This is a genomic window from Candidatus Flexifilum breve (genome assembly GCF_016713355.1).
The window spans coordinates 15,282-32,108 of record NZ_JADJPI010000023.1; the positions used below are offsets into that span (position 1 = coordinate 15,282).

General features: G+C 61.8%; 16 protein-coding genes. 3 read left to right on the forward strand and 13 right to left on the reverse strand.

Annotated features, from left to right (window positions below):
- Positions 1-11: 11 nt before the first annotated feature.
- The 6 genes from IPK17_RS19830 to IPK17_RS19850 all read right to left on the reverse strand — a co-directional run bounded on the left by IPK17_RS19830 (position 12) and on the right by IPK17_RS19850 (position 4,544).
- On the reverse strand, positions 12-656 hold the full coding sequence (locus IPK17_RS19830; protein ID WP_343419433.1) for a hypothetical protein: 645 nt from the start codon (positions 654-656) through the stop codon (positions 12-14).
- Between the two features lie 11 nt (positions 657-667).
- Positions 668-1,207 (reverse strand): cupin domain-containing protein, encoded by a 540-nt coding sequence (locus IPK17_RS19835; RefSeq protein ID WP_343419434.1) that lies wholly within the window; start codon positions 1,205-1,207, stop codon positions 668-670.
- Between the two features lie 24 nt (positions 1,208-1,231).
- Positions 1,232-1,681 carry a DUF6220 domain-containing protein gene (locus tag IPK17_RS40635; RefSeq protein WP_350341643.1) on the reverse strand — a complete coding sequence of 150 codons (450 nt, stop codon included), beginning with the start codon at positions 1,679-1,681 and terminating at the stop codon, positions 1,232-1,234.
- A 16-nt stretch (positions 1,682-1,697) separates the two neighbouring features.
- Positions 1,698-2,693, reverse strand: a complete 996-nt coding sequence (locus IPK17_RS19840) for a WD40/YVTN/BNR-like repeat-containing protein (protein ID WP_343419435.1) — start codon at positions 2,691-2,693, stop codon at positions 1,698-1,700.
- Positions 2,694-2,838: 145 nt separating this feature from the next.
- Entirely contained in the window at positions 2,839-3,393 is a 555-nt protein-coding gene (locus tag IPK17_RS19845) for a cupin domain-containing protein (protein WP_343419436.1), read from the reverse strand.
- A gap of 821 nt (positions 3,394-4,214) precedes the next feature.
- Positions 4,215-4,544, reverse strand: coding sequence for a hypothetical protein (locus IPK17_RS19850; protein ID WP_343419437.1), 330 nt, complete (start codon positions 4,542-4,544; stop codon positions 4,215-4,217).
- 345 nt (positions 4,545-4,889) lie between these two features.
- On the opposite strand from IPK17_RS19850, the gene IPK17_RS19855 reads away from it, so the two are divergent.
- Positions 4,890-5,672 carry an SH3 domain-containing protein gene (locus IPK17_RS19855; RefSeq protein ID WP_343419438.1) on the forward strand — a complete coding sequence of 261 codons (783 nt, stop codon included), beginning with the start codon at positions 4,890-4,892 and terminating at the stop codon, positions 5,670-5,672.
- A gap of 64 nt (positions 5,673-5,736) precedes the next feature.
- On the opposite strand, the gene IPK17_RS19860 is transcribed toward IPK17_RS19855, so the two are convergent.
- The 7 genes from IPK17_RS19860 to IPK17_RS19890 are packed head-to-tail and all read right to left on the reverse strand — an operon-like array spanning position 5,737 to position 14,913.
- Positions 5,737-6,732, reverse strand: coding sequence for a hypothetical protein (locus tag IPK17_RS19860; RefSeq protein WP_343419439.1), 996 nt, complete (start codon positions 6,730-6,732; stop codon positions 5,737-5,739).
- The gene (locus IPK17_RS19865; protein WP_343419440.1) at positions 6,729-8,174 is read right to left on the reverse strand and encodes an ABC transporter substrate-binding protein; all 1,446 of its coding nucleotides are present in this window, start codon (positions 8,172-8,174) and stop codon (positions 6,729-6,731) included. The genes IPK17_RS19860 and IPK17_RS19865 overlap by 4 nt, the downstream gene beginning before the upstream one ends.
- The gene (locus tag IPK17_RS19870) at positions 8,150-8,395 is read right to left on the reverse strand and encodes a hypothetical protein (RefSeq protein ID WP_343419441.1); all 246 of its coding nucleotides are present in this window, start codon (positions 8,393-8,395) and stop codon (positions 8,150-8,152) included. Before IPK17_RS19870 ends, IPK17_RS19865 begins: the two co-directional genes overlap by 25 nt.
- Positions 8,396-8,402: 7 nt before the next feature.
- A complete protein-coding gene (locus tag IPK17_RS19875; RefSeq protein ID WP_343419442.1) occupies positions 8,403-9,113 on the reverse strand; it encodes a tetratricopeptide repeat protein in 711 nt (236 codons plus the stop codon).
- Positions 9,114-9,121: 8 nt separating this feature from the next.
- Positions 9,122-9,955 (reverse strand): tetratricopeptide repeat protein, encoded by an 834-nt coding sequence (locus tag IPK17_RS19880; RefSeq protein ID WP_343419443.1) that lies wholly within the window; start codon positions 9,953-9,955, stop codon positions 9,122-9,124.
- A 30-nt stretch (positions 9,956-9,985) separates the two neighbouring features.
- The gene (locus IPK17_RS19885; RefSeq protein WP_343419444.1) at positions 9,986-10,987 is read right to left on the reverse strand and encodes an SH3 domain-containing protein; all 1,002 of its coding nucleotides are present in this window, start codon (positions 10,985-10,987) and stop codon (positions 9,986-9,988) included.
- On the reverse strand, positions 10,984-14,913 hold the full coding sequence (locus IPK17_RS19890) for a hypothetical protein (protein WP_343419445.1): 3,930 nt from the start codon (positions 14,911-14,913) through the stop codon (positions 10,984-10,986). The genes IPK17_RS19885 and IPK17_RS19890 overlap by 4 nt, the downstream gene beginning before the upstream one ends.
- Before the next feature lie 153 nt (positions 14,914-15,066).
- Here IPK17_RS19890 and IPK17_RS19895 point away from each other — a divergent pair, with 153 nt between their 5' ends.
- Positions 15,067-15,645: a hypothetical protein gene (locus tag IPK17_RS19895; RefSeq protein WP_343419446.1), complete on the forward strand. Its 579-nt coding sequence runs from the start codon at positions 15,067-15,069 to the stop codon at positions 15,643-15,645.
- Positions 15,552-16,715: a hypothetical protein gene (locus IPK17_RS19900; protein WP_343419447.1), complete on the forward strand. Its 1,164-nt coding sequence runs from the start codon at positions 15,552-15,554 to the stop codon at positions 16,713-16,715. Before IPK17_RS19895 ends, IPK17_RS19900 begins: the two co-directional genes overlap by 94 nt.
- The last annotated feature ends 112 nt before the right edge of the window (positions 16,716-16,827 follow it).

Genomic DNA, 16,827 nt, shown 5'->3' on the forward strand with positions numbered 1-16,827 from the left:
GACAGCGGTGCTTACTGTTGGATCAGCAGCGCGATGCCGATGAGGAGCGGCGCGACATGGTGCAGCACCGGATAGTAGATGTCGCGTGGACGAACAATCAGCATGACCAGCAGCCACCCTAAGTTCCAAAGGATGGTCGCCCAGCCTGCCCATCCCGCCACCAAGCCGGTTTGCAGCAGGGATGCTCCGAAAGCCGCTTGAGCCAGAAACGCCAGCACGACATAGAGCACGATCTGCGGATACATCCAATCACGCTTGCTGAGATGAGCAGTTTCAGCAACCACGACAACCACTGCACCCAACAGATAAGCTATCATGCCCAACCGTGACAGAAGCGGTTCACCGGCTGCACGCAGCAGATCCTCAAGCAGCGCTAGACCGAAAACGGTCGTCAGAACTGCTGCGATGACTAGACTCCGTTCCCACGTTAAGTGAGAAGAGGTTTCGGCAATCTGCCATTTCAAGAACGCTCGGCCCGTGAAGAGCATACCGCCGACCGTGAACACGACAAAACACAGGATCAGTAGGCTGGCGGTGACGGTGCGCATCGATAAACCCTGCGCGACGATCGCATTCAGGAGCACCAAGCCAGCGCCTATAGCAATGAGGATGGTGAATGCGAGTATTCCATTCCGCGAGGCGATCCGGCTTTTCACGGAGTTTCTCCTCACGGGTATGTTCCGCTATAGCCGAGGAATCGTCCGAACGGTGCAAGCGACATCAGCAACCGCTGCACCAGACGGGGTGGCTTTGTCACGCGGATGACCTGATCGTACTCGTGCAACAAAACGGCTAGATGGAATACATTGGCAGGTATACCCTGCTCGGTAAGTTTGCCTGCTCGGGCGAGCGCGAAATAGGTAGCGAAGAAGTCTTCGATGTTGAGTGCCGGGCGGAACTCCTGAATGGCGTGTGCCTCTTCATCACTCTCATTCCAGAAATAATGTGGTACATTGCGCGGGATCTCTAGGATCTCGCCCGCGCTGACAATTCGCTCGGTGTCCGCGATTCGAAAGTGCAGCCGACCAGAGAGAACTGCGCAATGACTCGTCTGGAATGGGTGGACATGCTCCGGTTCGGCGGGTTGTCCTGGTGGATGAAAGCTCTCCATGCGGAGGTAAGTACCCCCGGTATCGGCGGCAGTTTGGAGAAAAATGGTCCGCTGCCCGGTACGTGAGTTCACGATTTCGCTGCCGGATGTCGCCATAAACTTCGCTCTCCTGTAACTAGTTTATCTCTGCAAGTCATGGGATGGAGAGGCAGAAGCCAGCGCTTGAACTACTGCGTCTGACCTGTTTTCTCCGCGGACTATCTGCCGTGCGCGTAGCGCAAGGAACCCGACAGCGCCGAAGAGCAGAACTGCCAAAACCGGATGCAGTGCGGCGATAATCGGTGCTGACCCCCGTAGGAAGATGACAACATCTGCTAGCAGAACGTAGACGATAAGCGCGAACCATGTGCAGGGCTTCATGGGGTGCGGCAAACGACCGGTGTAAGCCAGCACAACCATGAGCAGAGGCGCGACCGCCAACCCATGCCCCAACCCGACGTGACTTTGCAGGGTGGGGCGTCCACCCAAGTAGGTCAAACCGATGAGATACACTTGCGTCAGAATACCCGCCACAAAGAGCCACGCGGTTACCGCATAGGCATAGCGGGATAACCTTTCTCTCGACGTCATCTTGTCCCCCCAATAGTCAGAGCATAATCATTGCAGTAAAGATGCTCCCTAGGTTGACCGGAAGCTGCTGCCAGTGGTCGCCGTAATCGGCTGTGTGCCACACATCGCCGCTGCTCAATCCGGCATACAGATGTCCCGGCCTTGCCCGGTCGGTGAGAAGCGCGTAGGGCATGTAGCTCAACGGCTGTGGCAGTCCACCGCTCAGTTTTTTCCACGGGCCGCCGCCCATTGAGCGGAAGATATAAGCTTGGGCGTCATCCCTACTGTGGGCTTTCATTGGCCCCGGTGATACTGAGGCGTACATCACGTCTGGACAGGCCGGGTCGGCGGCGGCTGCCCAACCGTAATGGCGATCAAGCCCCTGCCTCATCTGCGTCCATGTATTTCCAGCATCGCGGCTGAACGCAGCACCTGCGCCCGTTCCGCCGCCCTCGTAGACCCAATCGCCGTTGGTGGCGTGGAACTGGATGGAATGACAGTCGCGCAAAGCGCCCTTGCGGTGATCCTGCCAAGTTGTGCCTCTGTCCGTGCTCCGAACCACGGCTCCCGCTTCGATTCCGGCAACAATTACGCTGGGATCGGTTGGCGAAAGCGCAATGCCTTGGACGTAGCCTATGAAAGGCGGCTCGGCTGGAGAGAACCAGAAGCGCCGCGAAAAGATGCGACGGAATGCGCTGACTTCTTCCCAATGCGCGCCCTTATCACGCGAGACGAAGAGTAGTGCAGGTCGCGTCCCGGCATAAATGGTGTCCGGTTGGCCGGGGCTGACGGCAAGCGACTTGACGACATGACCGGCAAGCCCGGCAGATTTCCATGTCCTGCCGCCATCCGCTGAGCGTAAGACACCACTGCCCTGTGTCCCGGCATACACAACGTTGCGGTTGTGAGGGTCAACGGATAGGCAGCTTACCATCGCACCTTCGAGCAGAAACTCGACCGACCATTGTCCGTCCGCGTTACATTCTGCCCGTGCGAGTCTGCTGCCATTGGTTGAAAGCAATATCCGATTCATGTTTACCGCCCGCCTCTCGTAACTCGACCAGAGCCTATAGGTGGACGCACCCTCAGCAGATGCGTCCACACTCTAACCGCGTGTTGAACGGCGATTACTCTGCCAGCTTGAGGACGCCGCCAGTCATGTAATCTGTTCGCGCTCTTCATCGCGGATAGGTATAGTGCCCTTGATACCCAAGCAAACGTCCAACCGGCGCAAGTAAACCGAAAAGGACTCTTTGCGCGGCTGCTGGCGGTTGCGCCAGATAGAGCTCCTTCTCGAATTCTCGCATCACGAGGGCTAGGACGAGCAAATTGGGCAACCCTGTTTTCTTGCTGACTTTGCCAGCTTGGGCAAGGCCAAAAAAGGTTTCAAAGAACTCGTCGAAACGGAGCGCAGGGCGAACATCGACCAGCACATGGGCCGCTTGATCGCCATCGTTCCACCACACATGCGGGGTACCTGGAGGGACAACGGCGATTTCGCCTGCGTGAACTTCTCGCTTGACCCCACGGATACGAAATTTGACACTCCCTGAAAGAACTTCGAAGCGTTCTTCTTGGATCGGATGGATGTGTTCGGCTGCGACGAACCCATGGGGTCTCATGATCACGTCCGCTTGCATGAGTTCACCGCTCGTGTCCTGAGCCGTTTTCCGAAAAATGATCTTCTCACCTGTCACCGGGTGTTCGAGGATGTCGCCTGACTTCGCCATCATGTCTCCCCTTGGTAACTTGCCAACGTCTGCGTAAGCCGAGGCAGCAATAGTCTATGTAGACTGCAATGGAGCGCGATTTGTTTATACCTGCGATGACATCGCGGGTAGCGAGGACCTTGAATTGCACAGCCCTCCGTATGAAACGCTGCCCATTTCTTCTTCTCCTTTGATGTAGCCTACAGGCGCACGTGTCCCTTTGTCATGAGCAGGGCTCACGTTTTGCGCGGGAAGAATGCCCGGATGGGTCGGGAATATATCCTGATTCAGGTCACTGTACTGCCAATTTCGTCTGCGGCTTTTGTTCCGGCACGTTCGAGGCGGTGTACTTTACGTATCTAAGCCAATGACCGTTTGTCAGCCAAAGGACAAGGCAGGCCGGTAAGGGCGGAGAATGCCGTGAAAACGAGTTACCTGTCGGTCTTGGGAGTTTGCGGACGCGATTTACCGCGTCCGCAAACTCCCCCAAAAGACATTATTCTACGTAGCGATCGGCCTGCCTTGGCCTGTTATGTCGTATTTCGGACCCTAGCTTAGTGCTTCATCCCGCAAAGTCAGGTAGGGGTAGCGGGGGGCCCCATTCGGGATTGTTTGAGACCTACTTTAGTGCTTCATCCCGCAAAAGATTCAAGTCGTCGGGCAGACCGATGTGTCTGCCCGCCTGAGGGCGCACACAGGTGCGCCCCTACGGAAAAACATCATCATTTTCGAAGACTTGTCGGACGGAGCACTTAGGAATTAGGAATAATGAAGCGAATTGAGACAGGTCGCACTGTGCCTGCTGGCATCTCGGATAGAACGCTGATTCAGACAAAGACGAATAATCACACCATGTGGGCTGTGTTTCGACACCAGCTCACACGAGTACACTCCTCTATGCGGTTACCGCTTGCTTCAGCCGCGTGATTTCGTTCACCAGCAGCGCCCCCGCGGCGGACAATCGCGCGACTGTTGGCCTCGACGGAAATATTCAGGTCGTTAACGCCATTTCTGTTCAGCTCGGGTCCAACGATCCCCTGCTGCAAACCGTGCAGCCCGGCAGTTTCGTCAGTGTGCAAGGTAATTTCCAGATCAGTAACGCCGGGATTGTCCTCGTCGTCGTTAATATTGCCATCGTTGACAAGGTCAGTGTCGAAAGTAACTGCTGGTATCACGTGGATGCTATGGGGATGGGACACTGGCATTGTGACGGGATGGATATGGGCATGGAGGGTAACCGAGAGTGCGAAAGTGTCTCGCATAACCCCAGAGCTGACGATTACTCACCAGCGAGGACAATAAAGCGGCTGTTTGTTTCCTGTTGGCTAACTACCGCGACACTGTCCGGGTCTCTTCCCTTCATAACCCGAGTGGTCTGGAATTTCGGGATCGGCCTCAGTCGCGCTCAAGCGACCATCTGCGTGTCAGTGTTCAACCGTGGGGCGAGCGTCAAGTCGGCGTGTCCCTTCCTCACCCCTATAATGGAAGCAGATGTGCTGATTCGCTGCGAGAGGACTCCCATGAGAAGCATCATTCCGCTGCTGGCCCTGTTCATCCTGCTGCTGGCGGTTGCCGGAAGCGCTGCCCTCCGCGCCCAGGAACCGCCCATCAATTCCATTTATGCGCTGGTGACGGTCGATCAGGCGGAGGTGCGCGCGGGTCCGGATTTCGCCTATCCTACAATCGGGCGCATCCCGCGCGATACATCGCTGGTGGTCGTCGGACGCGCGGGCGATTTTTTGACGCGCTGGGATGGCCGGCAGTGGCTGCAAGTCGAATACGGCGACGGCTTGGCGTGGATTTACGCCCGCCTGCTGCGCACCAGTGTCGCCTTCAACTCCATCCCGCCGACCGGACGACTGCTCCCGCGCGATGCCAACGGACGTGTGCCGGACAGCTTCGATCTCTCGGAAGATCTGTGTTCGCAGTGGCAGGGACAGTTCACCTTGACGGGGAATTTCATGGCGGGCGATACCGCATTGGCGGTGACGTTCCCCGCGCTGACGGGAGCGAACGTCTACAGCGTGATCGTCATTTCGCCGACGGGTGACCGCCGCGCCTTCGACAGCACCCAGCCCCAGTCACGCATCATCCTGAGCGATTTACCGTGGGAGATGGGCACGTACACGTGGCGCGTCGCGCCGTACTGGACAAATTCGAGCTACCGCTACAACTGGCAGCAGGTGTGTTTGTTGCAGACGGGCGGGACGTTTGAAAAACCCTATACGGGCATCTACACCCCGACCCCGATCCCGACCGCCACCTTCACGCCCACGCCGTCCCCGACCCCGTGGCGCGGCTAGACTCACACAATCATTCGGGCGATCCAACGGATCGCCCGAAGCTGTGTTGACGCCGCGCTACTCGTCAGCGGCGCACCTGCACGACCTCTTCTTCCAGAATTTGCAGCCGTTCGAGTGTCGCATCGAACACTACCCGCGCGTTGATCGCGGCGTTGCGCGCGGCAATCGTCACCTCCGGGCCGACGATGCCACAGTGCAGCAGCGGTTCGCGGGCGCGGTTCAGGTAAGTGACGGCTTGAGCGACCTCCGGTGCGTAACGCCCCAGTTCCGGCAGTTCGCGCACATCGGCTTCACCGTAGGGGTAGTCGACGATTTCTGGCGGCGCCGCACACGGCATAATCTCTCCGCGAAACACGCGCCACCAGAACGTCTCGAGCCCCGCCGCCAGCGCATAGCGCTCGTGGATGAACGCGCGCAGGCGGTCGATTTGCGCCTGCTGCAGCTCAACCGGGATGGTCACGACGGGCGGCGTTTCCAGCGGGGGCAGATTGGGCGGCATGGGGATGCGCAGCCAATTCGGGATCGGTCGCCCCGCAAATGCGATCATCCACCCCTGGTAGCCGAGGTAGTTGACGAACACCCACGAGCCATCCTGATTGCGCCCAAGCACTGGAATCGTGATCAGCGCCGGGAGTTCCATGATCATCCGGGCGCGGCGCAGTGGTTGTTCGCGCAGATACGCGCCTTCGTTGACGTAAATGGCGTCATCCGTGGACTGGGTCAGCGGGTAGGGGCCGACCACGCCCGTTGTGAAGTCGCCCAGCGGAAGCAGTTCGGGCTGGAAATCCCAGTCCATGATGCCTTCGAAGACCCAACCGAGCGTGTTGAAGCGCCCCGGTCGGCGCACCTCAAACCACGAGCCGTCAAGGTTGCGGCTGATGACTTCCAGCCGTTCGTCGTCAAACACCGACGCGAGTGGTTCGGCGTCAAAGGCGGGTAGGGCGCGCGCAAAGGCGCTTTCAACGCGCACCACGCCCACGAAATCGGTTTGCGCGTGGGCGGGAAGCGAGACCAGTGTGAGTAGCACAACCATGAGGCTGAAACGGAGCAGGTTGTTCACGGATGCACCCTCCACGTCGTCACATTCCACAGGGGATTATCGGGATAGGGCGCGAAATTCTCGATGCCCCGCGCGGCGTAGAACTCATGCTGTGCATACAGCCACACCGCGGGCTGATCGGCCTGCAAGAGCGCCGAGACTTCGCGGTACAGCGCCGCCCGCTGCTCGACATCACAACCGGCGAGCGTCCGCGCTTGTTCGAGCAGTGCATCGACGCGCGGATTGGAATACGACCCGGGATTGCCCGCTGAGTCCACCACATCCGCCGCCGTCGACCACAGCGCCGCCTGATCCGGATCGCGGTTGAGCGCGGTTTCTGCCCCAAACGTGAACCAGTAGGCGTCAAATTCCTGCAGGCTGGCGCTGGGCGCCTCCGAGATCTGAGCTGCAATCCCCACACGCCGCAGTTGGCGGCTGACCGACTCCGCGGCGGCATAGCTGCTCGCCTGGCTCAGCTGCGGGTCAAGGCCGATCATAAAATAGAAGTCCATGCCTTCAGTCCCGTAGAGGCAGTGGTAGCAGTTGCGAACGCCATCACCGTCTACATCGACCCACCCCGCCTCATCGAGCAGGCGCTCGGCCTCGGTGGGATCATAACCGAGCGGCGCAAGGTCAGGATCAGACGCCCACGAGGTCGGCGGGTAGTTGGCGGCCATCGGCGTGGCGTTCCCATGAAACGCACTCTCGATTACCTCGTCCACGTTGATCGCCAACTGCACCGCCCGCCGCACGCGCAGATCGCCGAACAGCGGGTGCTGTCCCTGATCGCGCCGCGCCCCATCTTCGTCAAAGGCGTCGCGGGGGCGCGTGGGGTCGGCGAGGTTGAACAGCAGCATATCCCACGAGCCACCGGGCATTTCGGCGATCTGAACGTCACGCGCGGCGCGTACGTCAGTGCGGCGGTCGTACGGTACGTCGAGCAGTAGATTGGTCTGCCCCGTGAGGAAGCGTTCGACCGGGGGTATGCCCACCGGAGCCGGCGAAAAGACGACGGCCAGATCGCCGGAAACTAACCGCAGCCCCTCATCAGACTGCGCCTCCACCAGTTGAAACGGTGTACCCGGTAGGGGCAGCGTGGGCGTAGACCGCGGGACACGGTCAGCGAAATAAGCGCGATACGCGGCGATCCATTCAGGAAGCGTCAGCAGTTCGTCGGGAGTGCCGACCGCGTCCACGAACGCGCGAAAGTCTGGCGCGCGTACGTGAGCCAGTGGCAGCGCTTGATTCACGCGGGCGGGCGCGGCGCACGTTTGATCGAGAAAATCCAGTTCGAGCGTGTACTCGTCGATCAACCGTGCGCCCGCGATGAAATCGTTGAAGACGTGCAGCCCGTCCGCATCGGCGTAGCTGGTGGTCGCGTCGATCACATATTTGTACAACACATCGTAGGCGGTGACGGGCATGCCATCCCCCCACATCAGATCGTCGCGCAGGTGCAGCACCGGCCCCGCTCCCGGGTTGAGCACGAGGCCGAAATTGCCCGCACCTGCTGCCGTGGGCAGTCCGGTCGCCGGGTCGAGCGCATACAGCGTCGGCAGCAGGAGCTGCGCGCTAAAGCGCCATCGTCACGGTAGCTGGTGTGCACCACGCCGCGCCCGTCATCCTGCGCGGAGACGCCCCCCACCAGCACACAGCAGAGCAGCAGCACTACAAGCGGTTTCATGGCGACCTCACTCCCCCGGTGTGACGAGCGTGAGCCAGAACGTGTAATTGCCATTGCGCAGGCTGTCGTCGATGGCGACCAGCACTTCGGGCGGTGTCCCGGCGGGCAAGCGCGCCACCGATCCGCTCACGGCGACAAAACGCTGATAGTTTTCCGCCGCCAATGCCGAATAGACCGCCGCCAGCGTCGCATACGGGTGCGCGACGTCCGGATCCAGCGCGATGGCTGCTTCCAGATCGACAATTGCCTCGGCGTAATTGCCCTCAATGGCGTGGACGATTGCGCGGTTGTTCAGCGCCGACACGCTGGTCGGGTCGAGCTGCGCCGCCAGCGTAAAATCGCCGATCGCCAGCCCGAAATTGCCCAACTGCACATACAGCGCGCCGCGGTTGATGTAGCCTTCCACCAGCGCTTCATCCAGTTCCAGCGCGCGGTTGTAGTCGTTCATGGCCGCGTCGCCGTCGCCCAGGTTAATCTGCGCGTAGCCCCGGCGCGCGTAAGCGGGCGCATAGCCCGGATCGAGCTGGAGCGCGCAGGTATAGTGCACGACAGCGGCGGCATAGGCTTGACGCGCCAACTGCGCATCCCCCAGGCCGACGTAATACGAATACGCCACGCTGATTCCGGCGGGCGGTGGGGCGCATTCCACCTCAGCCTGCGCCCCGACCGCGCCTAAGGGAATGAGCGCGCACAGCAGCACCAGCAGCAGACGTCCCATGATCGCCCTCACGACAGGAAATCGTCGAGGATCAGCCACGATCCATCGTCCAAGCGTAGATCAAACGTGAAGCGCGAGTCGAGCGCCCCGGCCACATCGGCAATGCGCTGATCCGGGAACTGCTGCGATTCGTTGTACAGGTAGAGGTAGGCGTTAAACTGATCGCGCGCCTGCGCCTCGCTGATGATGCCGAGCAGCGCGTACAAGCGCGCCGCCAGCGGGTCGAACGGGATCGGCGTGGCGTTGTCGGGGCGTTCCGGGTCGGCGTACTCCGCGATCACGCCGTCAATGCCCGAGGCGACCACCGCGTCTTCCAGCACTCTGAGCGCGCCGCTGTAATCGCCCTGCGCCGCGCGAATCATCGCCAGATTGCTGATGGCAACCAGATAATTGCCGTCCAGTTCGACGGCGCGCTGAAAATCCGCTTCGGCGCGGGCAAAATCGTACTGCGCCGCGAAGACCACGCCGCGATTGTTGAATGCTTCTTTCAAATTGGGGTCGTAATCCAGCGCGGTGTTGTAGTCGTACTGCGCGCGGACAAACTCGCGCAGATGGAAGTAGGTTTCGGCGCGCCCCATCCATCCGGCGATGTAGCTCGGCTCGATGACTTCGACCACGCAGGCGAACGCGATTTTGGCCTCGATCAACTGACTAGTCGCCAGATAAGCGCTCCCTTGCCCCATGTAGTAGCCGACACGGATGTCCGTTGGTTCGGCTTCGAACGTCGGGCAGTCGGGGATCGGTTCGGGCGGGAGCGGCGTCGGCGTGGCGTCCTGCGCGAAGGCCGGGACGACGAGCAGCAGCACAGTGACGATGATGAACAGCACAGACAGGCGTTTCATGGTTCAAGCGTCTCCTTCGAATGAGGTCGGTTAAGTCCCGCTGTCCAACAGCGGATTACGCGCGCGCAGCGGTTCGAGCAGTGATCCGGCGAGGATCAGGCTGCGCTGGGCGCTGGCGAGTTCGGCAAGCTGGGTATTGACGGTCTCCGGCGTAAGCGTGTAGCCCGGCGTAGTACAGGCGTCTTCGAAGACGCTGATCGTCCGGTTGATGGCGGTCACGGCGTTGTCGAGCGGGACGATGACGGGCGCGAACAGCGGTTCTTTCAGCACATCGCCGTCGGTGAGTGTGCGTTCGACATACGTCGGGAGTGGGTCACAGGCGACGCGGTCGCCGCGCTGTAAGCGCTGCCAGACGCTGAGAATGCGCGTGTAGCTGCTCAGCGAGAACGCGAGGTTTTCCTCAAGCGACTGCACGAGTCGGCCATAGGGGAACAGATAGGCCAGATCGAGCAGGCGGTGATAGTCGCCATCGATCAGCCGGATGTCCCACGAGCCCACCCAGTACAGTTGGCCCTCGTAGCGCACCTGAAAGCGGAAGTAGCCCGTTTCGCCGACGCGTCCGGTCAGTTCCAGCGCCACGCCTTCCGGAATCGTGCCGACCTGATACTGCGGCAGCATGTGCGTGAACGCGGGGTAGATGGGCGTTTCGCGCGTGGTCATGCCCAGCGCCGCGGCGCGGCGGATGAACGGTTCCGGGTCGACGCCGTCGACGGGTAGGTTGATCACATCGCCGCTCCACACGAGCAGAATCGAGGCGATCCACCCACGCTGTCCCTCATACTCGACTTGAATCCACTGCGTGTCGGACGAGCGCCCATAGGCCGGGAGCGTCACCTCCGGCGGCACAACTGTGATCCGCTCGAAGGCGCGTCCCGGTCCATGGCGCAGCGCGACGAAATCCTGCGTGGTCACATAGGCGAGCACGGTCTCCTGCGCTGAGGCGAACGGCACAACGCCCAGCAGGAGCACGACAATCAGCAGAGCTGTGAATTGCCGTCCGTGGTGAAAGCGCATCTGCATTCGCGTGATCATTCTCCGCCCTCCGTCCACAGCAGCAGATCGCTGATTCCGGTCTGCACGACGACCGCTTGCCCCGTCTGTGTATCCATGATGATGGTGCGGGGCGCGCTGAACTGGTACTGCTGCTCCAACGGGACGGGCGTGGCGGTGGGTGGCGGTTCACCCGGTGTGCCCGTCGGATTCGGCGCGTCGCCCTGCGGTGGCAGATATACGACGAAGGCCAAATAGCGGCCATCCGGCGACCACGTGAAATCCAGCGGCGCATTGCTGGACAAGCCGCTTTCCGGCACGCAGAAGCGTCGCATGACCCCAGTGTGACTATCCCAGATTTGGAACTGCGGCGGCAGATCACCCGCCGCGACCTGTGCCCGCACTTCATCGGTCGGCAGATAGGTGGCCTCGACGCGATAGCGACCGTCCGGCGACCACGTCCCACCCGGCAGCGCTTCCCCGAGGACAGCATGTTCCCCGGTACGCACGTCAAAGACATTCCACTGCGCGCCTGTTCCGCTCACATGGTAGTAGAGCGCGCCGCCATCGGGACGCCACTCATACCACAGCGAACTATCGTCGCTGCGGGCGAAATAGGCCGCCGTCCCGCTCACCGCGTCATACAGATAGTATTTCGCCCCGCCGATCCCGTAAGGTGTGCTGACCAGCGCCAGCGTGCCGCCGGGCTGCCACGCGAGTTCGGTCGTCGGCAGTCCGGCGATCTCCACAGGGGGATCGAGGCGATAGGGCGCGGAGACCAGCCCGGTCGTCGGGTCAAAGTCGCGCAGTACCATGACCGGATCGCGTTCATCCGGCTGCCATTCCCGGCGGCGCAGGATCAGCGTCGAACCTGCCCACGCATAGGCCTCCGGAAAGTAGTTCGCGGCTTCCAACGGGAACAGCGTGCGCGCCGCCGAGCCGTCCGGCTGCGCGACCAGCACGCCATCCGCCTGATACACCATCCACGCGCCATTCGGCGACAGATAGCATGACCCATCCAGGTGGCAGCGCGGGATGGTGTTATCGGGATGGAAGTCACCCGTGCTCGGGTTGAGCACCCACACCGCATCGAACGTTTCGGGTGGTGGCGCGGCAAAGATGCGTCCCGGCGGGGCGAAACCGGGCGGGAGCGCGTCTAGCGTGCTCAATGTCCGCGCCGGACACACATCCTCGACGGTGCCCACCTGCGACCCGACAGCGGTCGCGGATGGCAGTGGCGGCGGAGTCGGCGTGATAGTCGGCGTGAGCGTGGGGCGAATCTCCCCAATCGGATCGAAGGGCAGCGTCGCCGTCGGGAGGAGACCGATGGACGGGCCGCCGCCCGCGGCGCGCGTGGCCATGGCATTCAACTCATCTGCGATGAAGTCGTTGTACGAGCGCGTGAGGCGGTAGATTTGCACGAAGCCGTTCGGATCGCGTACCGCCAGCAGAGTCCCATCCGCGCTGACCGCGCGCTCGCCCAGATACGTACCGAATTGGTTGAGCCACAGTTCGCTGAGGAGGTCGCGGTCCAAACCGGGCGTGGAACTGCTGTGCGGTGGTAAATAATCACCGCGTGTGCGATTGCTGGTCAGAATGTCGATGGCGATCACGTCCGGGCGATACCGGTCAGCCCCTTCCACCGATTCGGGCGCAGCATCGACCGGAGTCGCCGTGGGGGGTACCAGCATATTCGGGTTGACGGTCGCTGTTGGCTCAATGCCGCTCAACGACGTGATCAGCCCTTCGCACAGCATCGTTTCCAGAGTGGCGATTGCTTCTGCCGTCAGATCGACGGTCATCTCGCGCCACAGCGCTGCGTAATCCACCGATTGGCCGGGGAAGGCGCGGGTCAGGCACGTCGGCACGCCGGGGATCACGTAAGCGGCGGGCGTCGCCAGCGACGCATAGGTTGCGCGCGGCGTCGGCGTCAGCGCGGCGATCACTTCACTCGCCGCGGCGGGCAGCGCCGCGCACATGCGCGCCGCCAGCCGATTCAAACTGTCCGCGCGCAGCGTCAGTGTGAGGTTTTCCCATACGGGCTGCCAGCGCATCCAATCATCAGGGAACGCCGCGACCAAGCAGGCGGGCAAGCCGGATGTATGGTACTCAATCCCGTGAATGCGCTCCGGCTGTGACCGATACTCTGTATTGAAGCTGCTGATATAGACGGTGCGCGCATCCAACCACCCGTAAGCGCGGTCTTCGGGCTGCGGCAGATCATCCCCCGCCGCATAGATCAGCTGACCGCGATCAAAGTTGTACACGGCAATCGCGTTGCCGGGGTAATGCTGGCTCGTCGGGTTCAGACCATAGACCACCAGCGCATTTTCCCAGTCGTCCGACGGGATGATCTGCTCGATGCTGCCGTCGGTCGGGTAGGGGATCGTGAGCGGGCGGCGCTGGTCAGCGCGAATGTCGACAATTTCCAGCGTGATCCCGTCCGCCGCATCGGCGCGCGTCAGGTAGCGGCTCTGATCCGGCGTGACCGCCAGCACCTCGCCGTGCAGCGCAATCGACTTGCGCTCGGCGATGCGGCCGGTTTCGATATCCCAGCGCAGCCATTCGCCGCCGCGCAGGGTGATCAGGCTGCGGTTGTCGGCGCTGAACACGTAGTAATCGAAGGGCGTGGTATAGGTCGGCACGCCCGCCAAGCGTTCGCCCGTCGCCGCGTCAAAGCGCTCGAAGTCGGCGAGGATGACATTGCCCGTCGCGTTATAGGCCAGCAAGCCGCCACCGGGATCGGGTTCGGTCGGATAGATGATCTGTTCCAGCGCGCACGAGTCGAGGCCATACACCTCGACGGGTTGGGTGCCGGACGCCCGCCGCACCAGCAGATGCGCGCGATCCGGGCTGAGCGCCAGTGCCGAAATATCCACTGGACGCAGCAGTTCGATCACGCCGCGTCCGCGCGTTTCGTTAAAGGTCGATACGAGCAGCGCGCCGCGATCTGCCTCCATGGTCATGGGCTGCAGCACGTCGAGCAGCGTCACCGTGAGCGGATCGCCACCCTGATATGACCCATAGTTATCCCCGAAAATCAGCCGCAGCAGCGACGTCTCGTGCTGTAACCCGATCCCGCACAGGGTACGCGCATTGTCGCTCAGGGTGAAGTCCGCTAAATCGGCGAGGTTGGCCTGACTCAGATCGCGTCCGAGCGGCACATTGAACACTGTTCCGGTGCGCGTGTTCACCTGCGCGAGCACGTTGTCGAGCACCGGATCGACATACATCAACTCATCCGTTGCGCTCTCCCACACCGTGATTGGGTCGCGTTCGAAGCGGGAGGACAGGATTTCGGCGGTGACCGGGAAGTCATTATCGCGCCCGTCTAACACCTGCAAGCGCCCCGGCAGCCCCGCGATCAGAAAGGAGTTCGCGCCAACGACCAGCCCATTGCGGAAGTTGAAAAATGGCTGCGCGATTTCGCCATTGGCCACGCGCGAAGGCGCGCGCTCCAGCGCCGCGTTGACATCCCACAGCCACGGGATGATGCTGGTGTCATTTTCGCTGCGCCGGGTTTCCGGCGGCGCGGGCACCACGGTGTCCAGCAGCAGCCACGAATCATCGCTCGTGAAGTGCAGGCGACCCTGCACCAGATTCGCTCCGCTCGGCTCAAAGACCGCCCGGCGTTCGCCGCCTGCCGTGTCCCACAGTTCGACGCGGCGGTCAATGGCCAGCGCCAGCAGCGTCCCGTCATGACTGAAGCGGTAGGCGTTAAACGCGCCCGATGCATACAGGACATGCTGCACGGTGTAAGTGGCGGCATCGACGAGCACCAATCGCCCATCGCGGTCGACCCACACGAACCGATCAAAGTGGGGATCATACTGCACACCGAAGGGTCGCAGCTCGCCGATCTGCCGGTAGGGGACAAACACCTCCGGCGGCGGGCCGGATTGGGCCCAGGTGATGCCAACAGCGGATAATAAGAGGAGGAACAGAACCAGCAGCCACTTTTGCTTCATGGGCTACTCCCGTGTGCGCCGACTACCCTCATTATGCGGGAAATCGATGCGGCGCTTACCATACGATTTCCGCCGCCGACCATGACGCTTGACCTACGCTGGGGAAATTTGCGGTAGTCTAGCAGTAGCTGCGGTCATCGGATCAAGGGGGATATGATGAAGCTAAACCCATTCCTGCTCAGTGTGCTAGTGCTCCTCCTGCTTGTATCCCCGGCTTTCGGACAAGACGTACCCACGTGCCCGCCCGCGGTGCTGATCGATTTGGCGCGGGCGTCCTCGACCTGTTACGGACTGCAAGGCGAAAGCGTGTGCGTCGGCAATGGCAGCGCGCAGGTGGGCACGTTCGCCGCGGAGATAGCCCCGGCACTCCCCGGCGACCGCGCGCCCGCCGACACGATCCACGAGCTGCGCGTCACTTCCACTGGGGATGAACTCGGCATCGCCCACTTGACCATCCGCGCCGATTTGCCCACGCTGCAGGAGCGCGCTGGGTGGCTGATGCTGTTCGGGAACGCCGAACTGACCAACCTGATTCCGCCGCTGGTCACGCTGAACGCGCTCTCGCTCGGTACGCTCAACCTTCGCCAAACGCCGGAAGCCTCCGGGGAGATTCTCGCCCGCCTGGGCGTTAACGAAGGGTGGTCGTCAGCGGGCGCACCGCTGAGGGCGCGTGGCTGCGCACACAAATTCCCAATACAGATGAATATGGCTGGATCGCAGCCGAACTGGTGACTGTGAGTGGCTCGGTCAGCGCACTGGCGGTCGCCGATGGCGCCTCGATCATTGAGCGGCCGTTCGCGCGGTTCACGCTCCACAGCGACGCGACGGCGTTTTGCGGCGGGGCGCTCACCTCCGGCCTACTCCTGCAAACGCCGAATGTCGAACAACCCGTCCGACTGCGTGTCAACGGCGTCAACCTAACCCTCGCCGGAACCTTCTTTCTCACGGCGGATGGGGCGCTTACCGTCTATGCGCTGAACGGGCTGGGGCTGGTCAGCGCAGGCGAGGTGGAGGGATTTTTGCCCGCCGGAACCTACAGCACCGCCATCGGGGAAACTATCAGCGCCGCTGCGCCGTATGCCCCAGCCATCGTGAATGGGTTGCCCGTCGCTAACCTGCCAACGCGCGTCACAGTCGCCGAGCCGCTCTCCACCGAGGGGATCGCCGCGGCCCGCGCAGCCTATATTCAGTCACAGGTGGAAGCGGTGGTCACGCCGGAAGTCCGCGCGACCGAGGACACGACCTGCCGCCGCACCGTGCAGCGCTTCGCGGATCTGTATGGCGGCCCCGGCGATTTCTACGAGGTGGTCGCCAGCCTCCAAACCGGGGAGCGGGTCGATCCGCTGCTGCAAACGACCGATCCCGATGGTTACGTGTGGTGGCAGTTACGCAGCGGCAGTTGGCTGCGTGCCGACCGGGTCGCGGTCAGCGGATTGTGCGCCGAACTCCCCTTCGTCGATAATGTGCGTCCGCCGGGAACCAATACGCTCTCGTTAGAGACGTGTGAACCGATCAACGGGCCGCTGCGGGCCGGGCAGCGGGTTACCATCCAATTCACACCCCCGGCCTTCGACAACTTTGGCGAAGCGCGCGACGCCGCCCAGATCGATCCGGGGCGCATTCGCATCGGCTCCCGCACGTACCGGGCACAAGCCAGCGAACCGCTTCGCCTCGGCACCACCGATGACCGCTACGTGCGGCGTTTCTACATCATCTGGGAGGCGGCTCCCGGGACGTATCGCATTGAAGGGGATCGCCTGCACTATTCGCCGGTGTGTACGGTCACCGTACCCGTCGGCTGAAAGGAAGCAAAGGTTGACGGCCCCAAGCGCGAACCAAAGACGGACACATAAAAATTATTCTACATACCGTTCATATCTCCTCTCTCAAATATGAACGCTATGTCCGGTTTTT

Coding starts and splice junctions, on each gene's coding strand:
- IPK17_RS19835 (WP_343419434.1), bottom strand. CDS start 1,207: ATGGCGACATCCGGCAGCGAAATCGTGAACTCACGTACCGGGCAGCGG.
- IPK17_RS40635 (WP_350341643.1), bottom strand. CDS start 1,681: ATGACGTCGAGAGAAAGGTTATCCCGCTATGCCTATGCGGTAACCGCG.
- IPK17_RS19840 (WP_343419435.1), bottom strand. CDS start 2,693: ATGAATCGGATATTGCTTTCAACCAATGGCAGCAGACTCGCACGGGCA.
- IPK17_RS19845 (WP_343419436.1), bottom strand. CDS start 3,393: ATGATGGCGAAGTCAGGCGACATCCTCGAACACCCGGTGACAGGTGAG.
- IPK17_RS19855 (WP_343419438.1), top strand. CDS start 4,890: ATGAGAAGCATCATTCCGCTGCTGGCCCTGTTCATCCTGCTGCTGGCG.
- IPK17_RS19870 (WP_343419441.1), bottom strand. CDS start 8,395: ATGAAACCGCTTGTAGTGCTGCTGCTCTGCTGTGTGCTGGTGGGGGGC.
- IPK17_RS19875 (WP_343419442.1), bottom strand. CDS start 9,113: ATGGGACGTCTGCTGCTGGTGCTGCTGTGCGCGCTCATTCCCTTAGGC.
- IPK17_RS19880 (WP_343419443.1), bottom strand. CDS start 9,955: ATGAAACGCCTGTCTGTGCTGTTCATCATCGTCACTGTGCTGCTGCTC.
- IPK17_RS19885 (WP_343419444.1), bottom strand. CDS start 10,987: ATGATCACGCGAATGCAGATGCGCTTTCACCACGGACGGCAATTCACA.
- IPK17_RS19890 (WP_343419445.1), bottom strand. CDS start 14,913: ATGAAGCAAAAGTGGCTGCTGGTTCTGTTCCTCCTCTTATTATCCGCT.
- IPK17_RS19895 (WP_343419446.1), top strand. CDS start 15,067: ATGATGAAGCTAAACCCATTCCTGCTCAGTGTGCTAGTGCTCCTCCTG.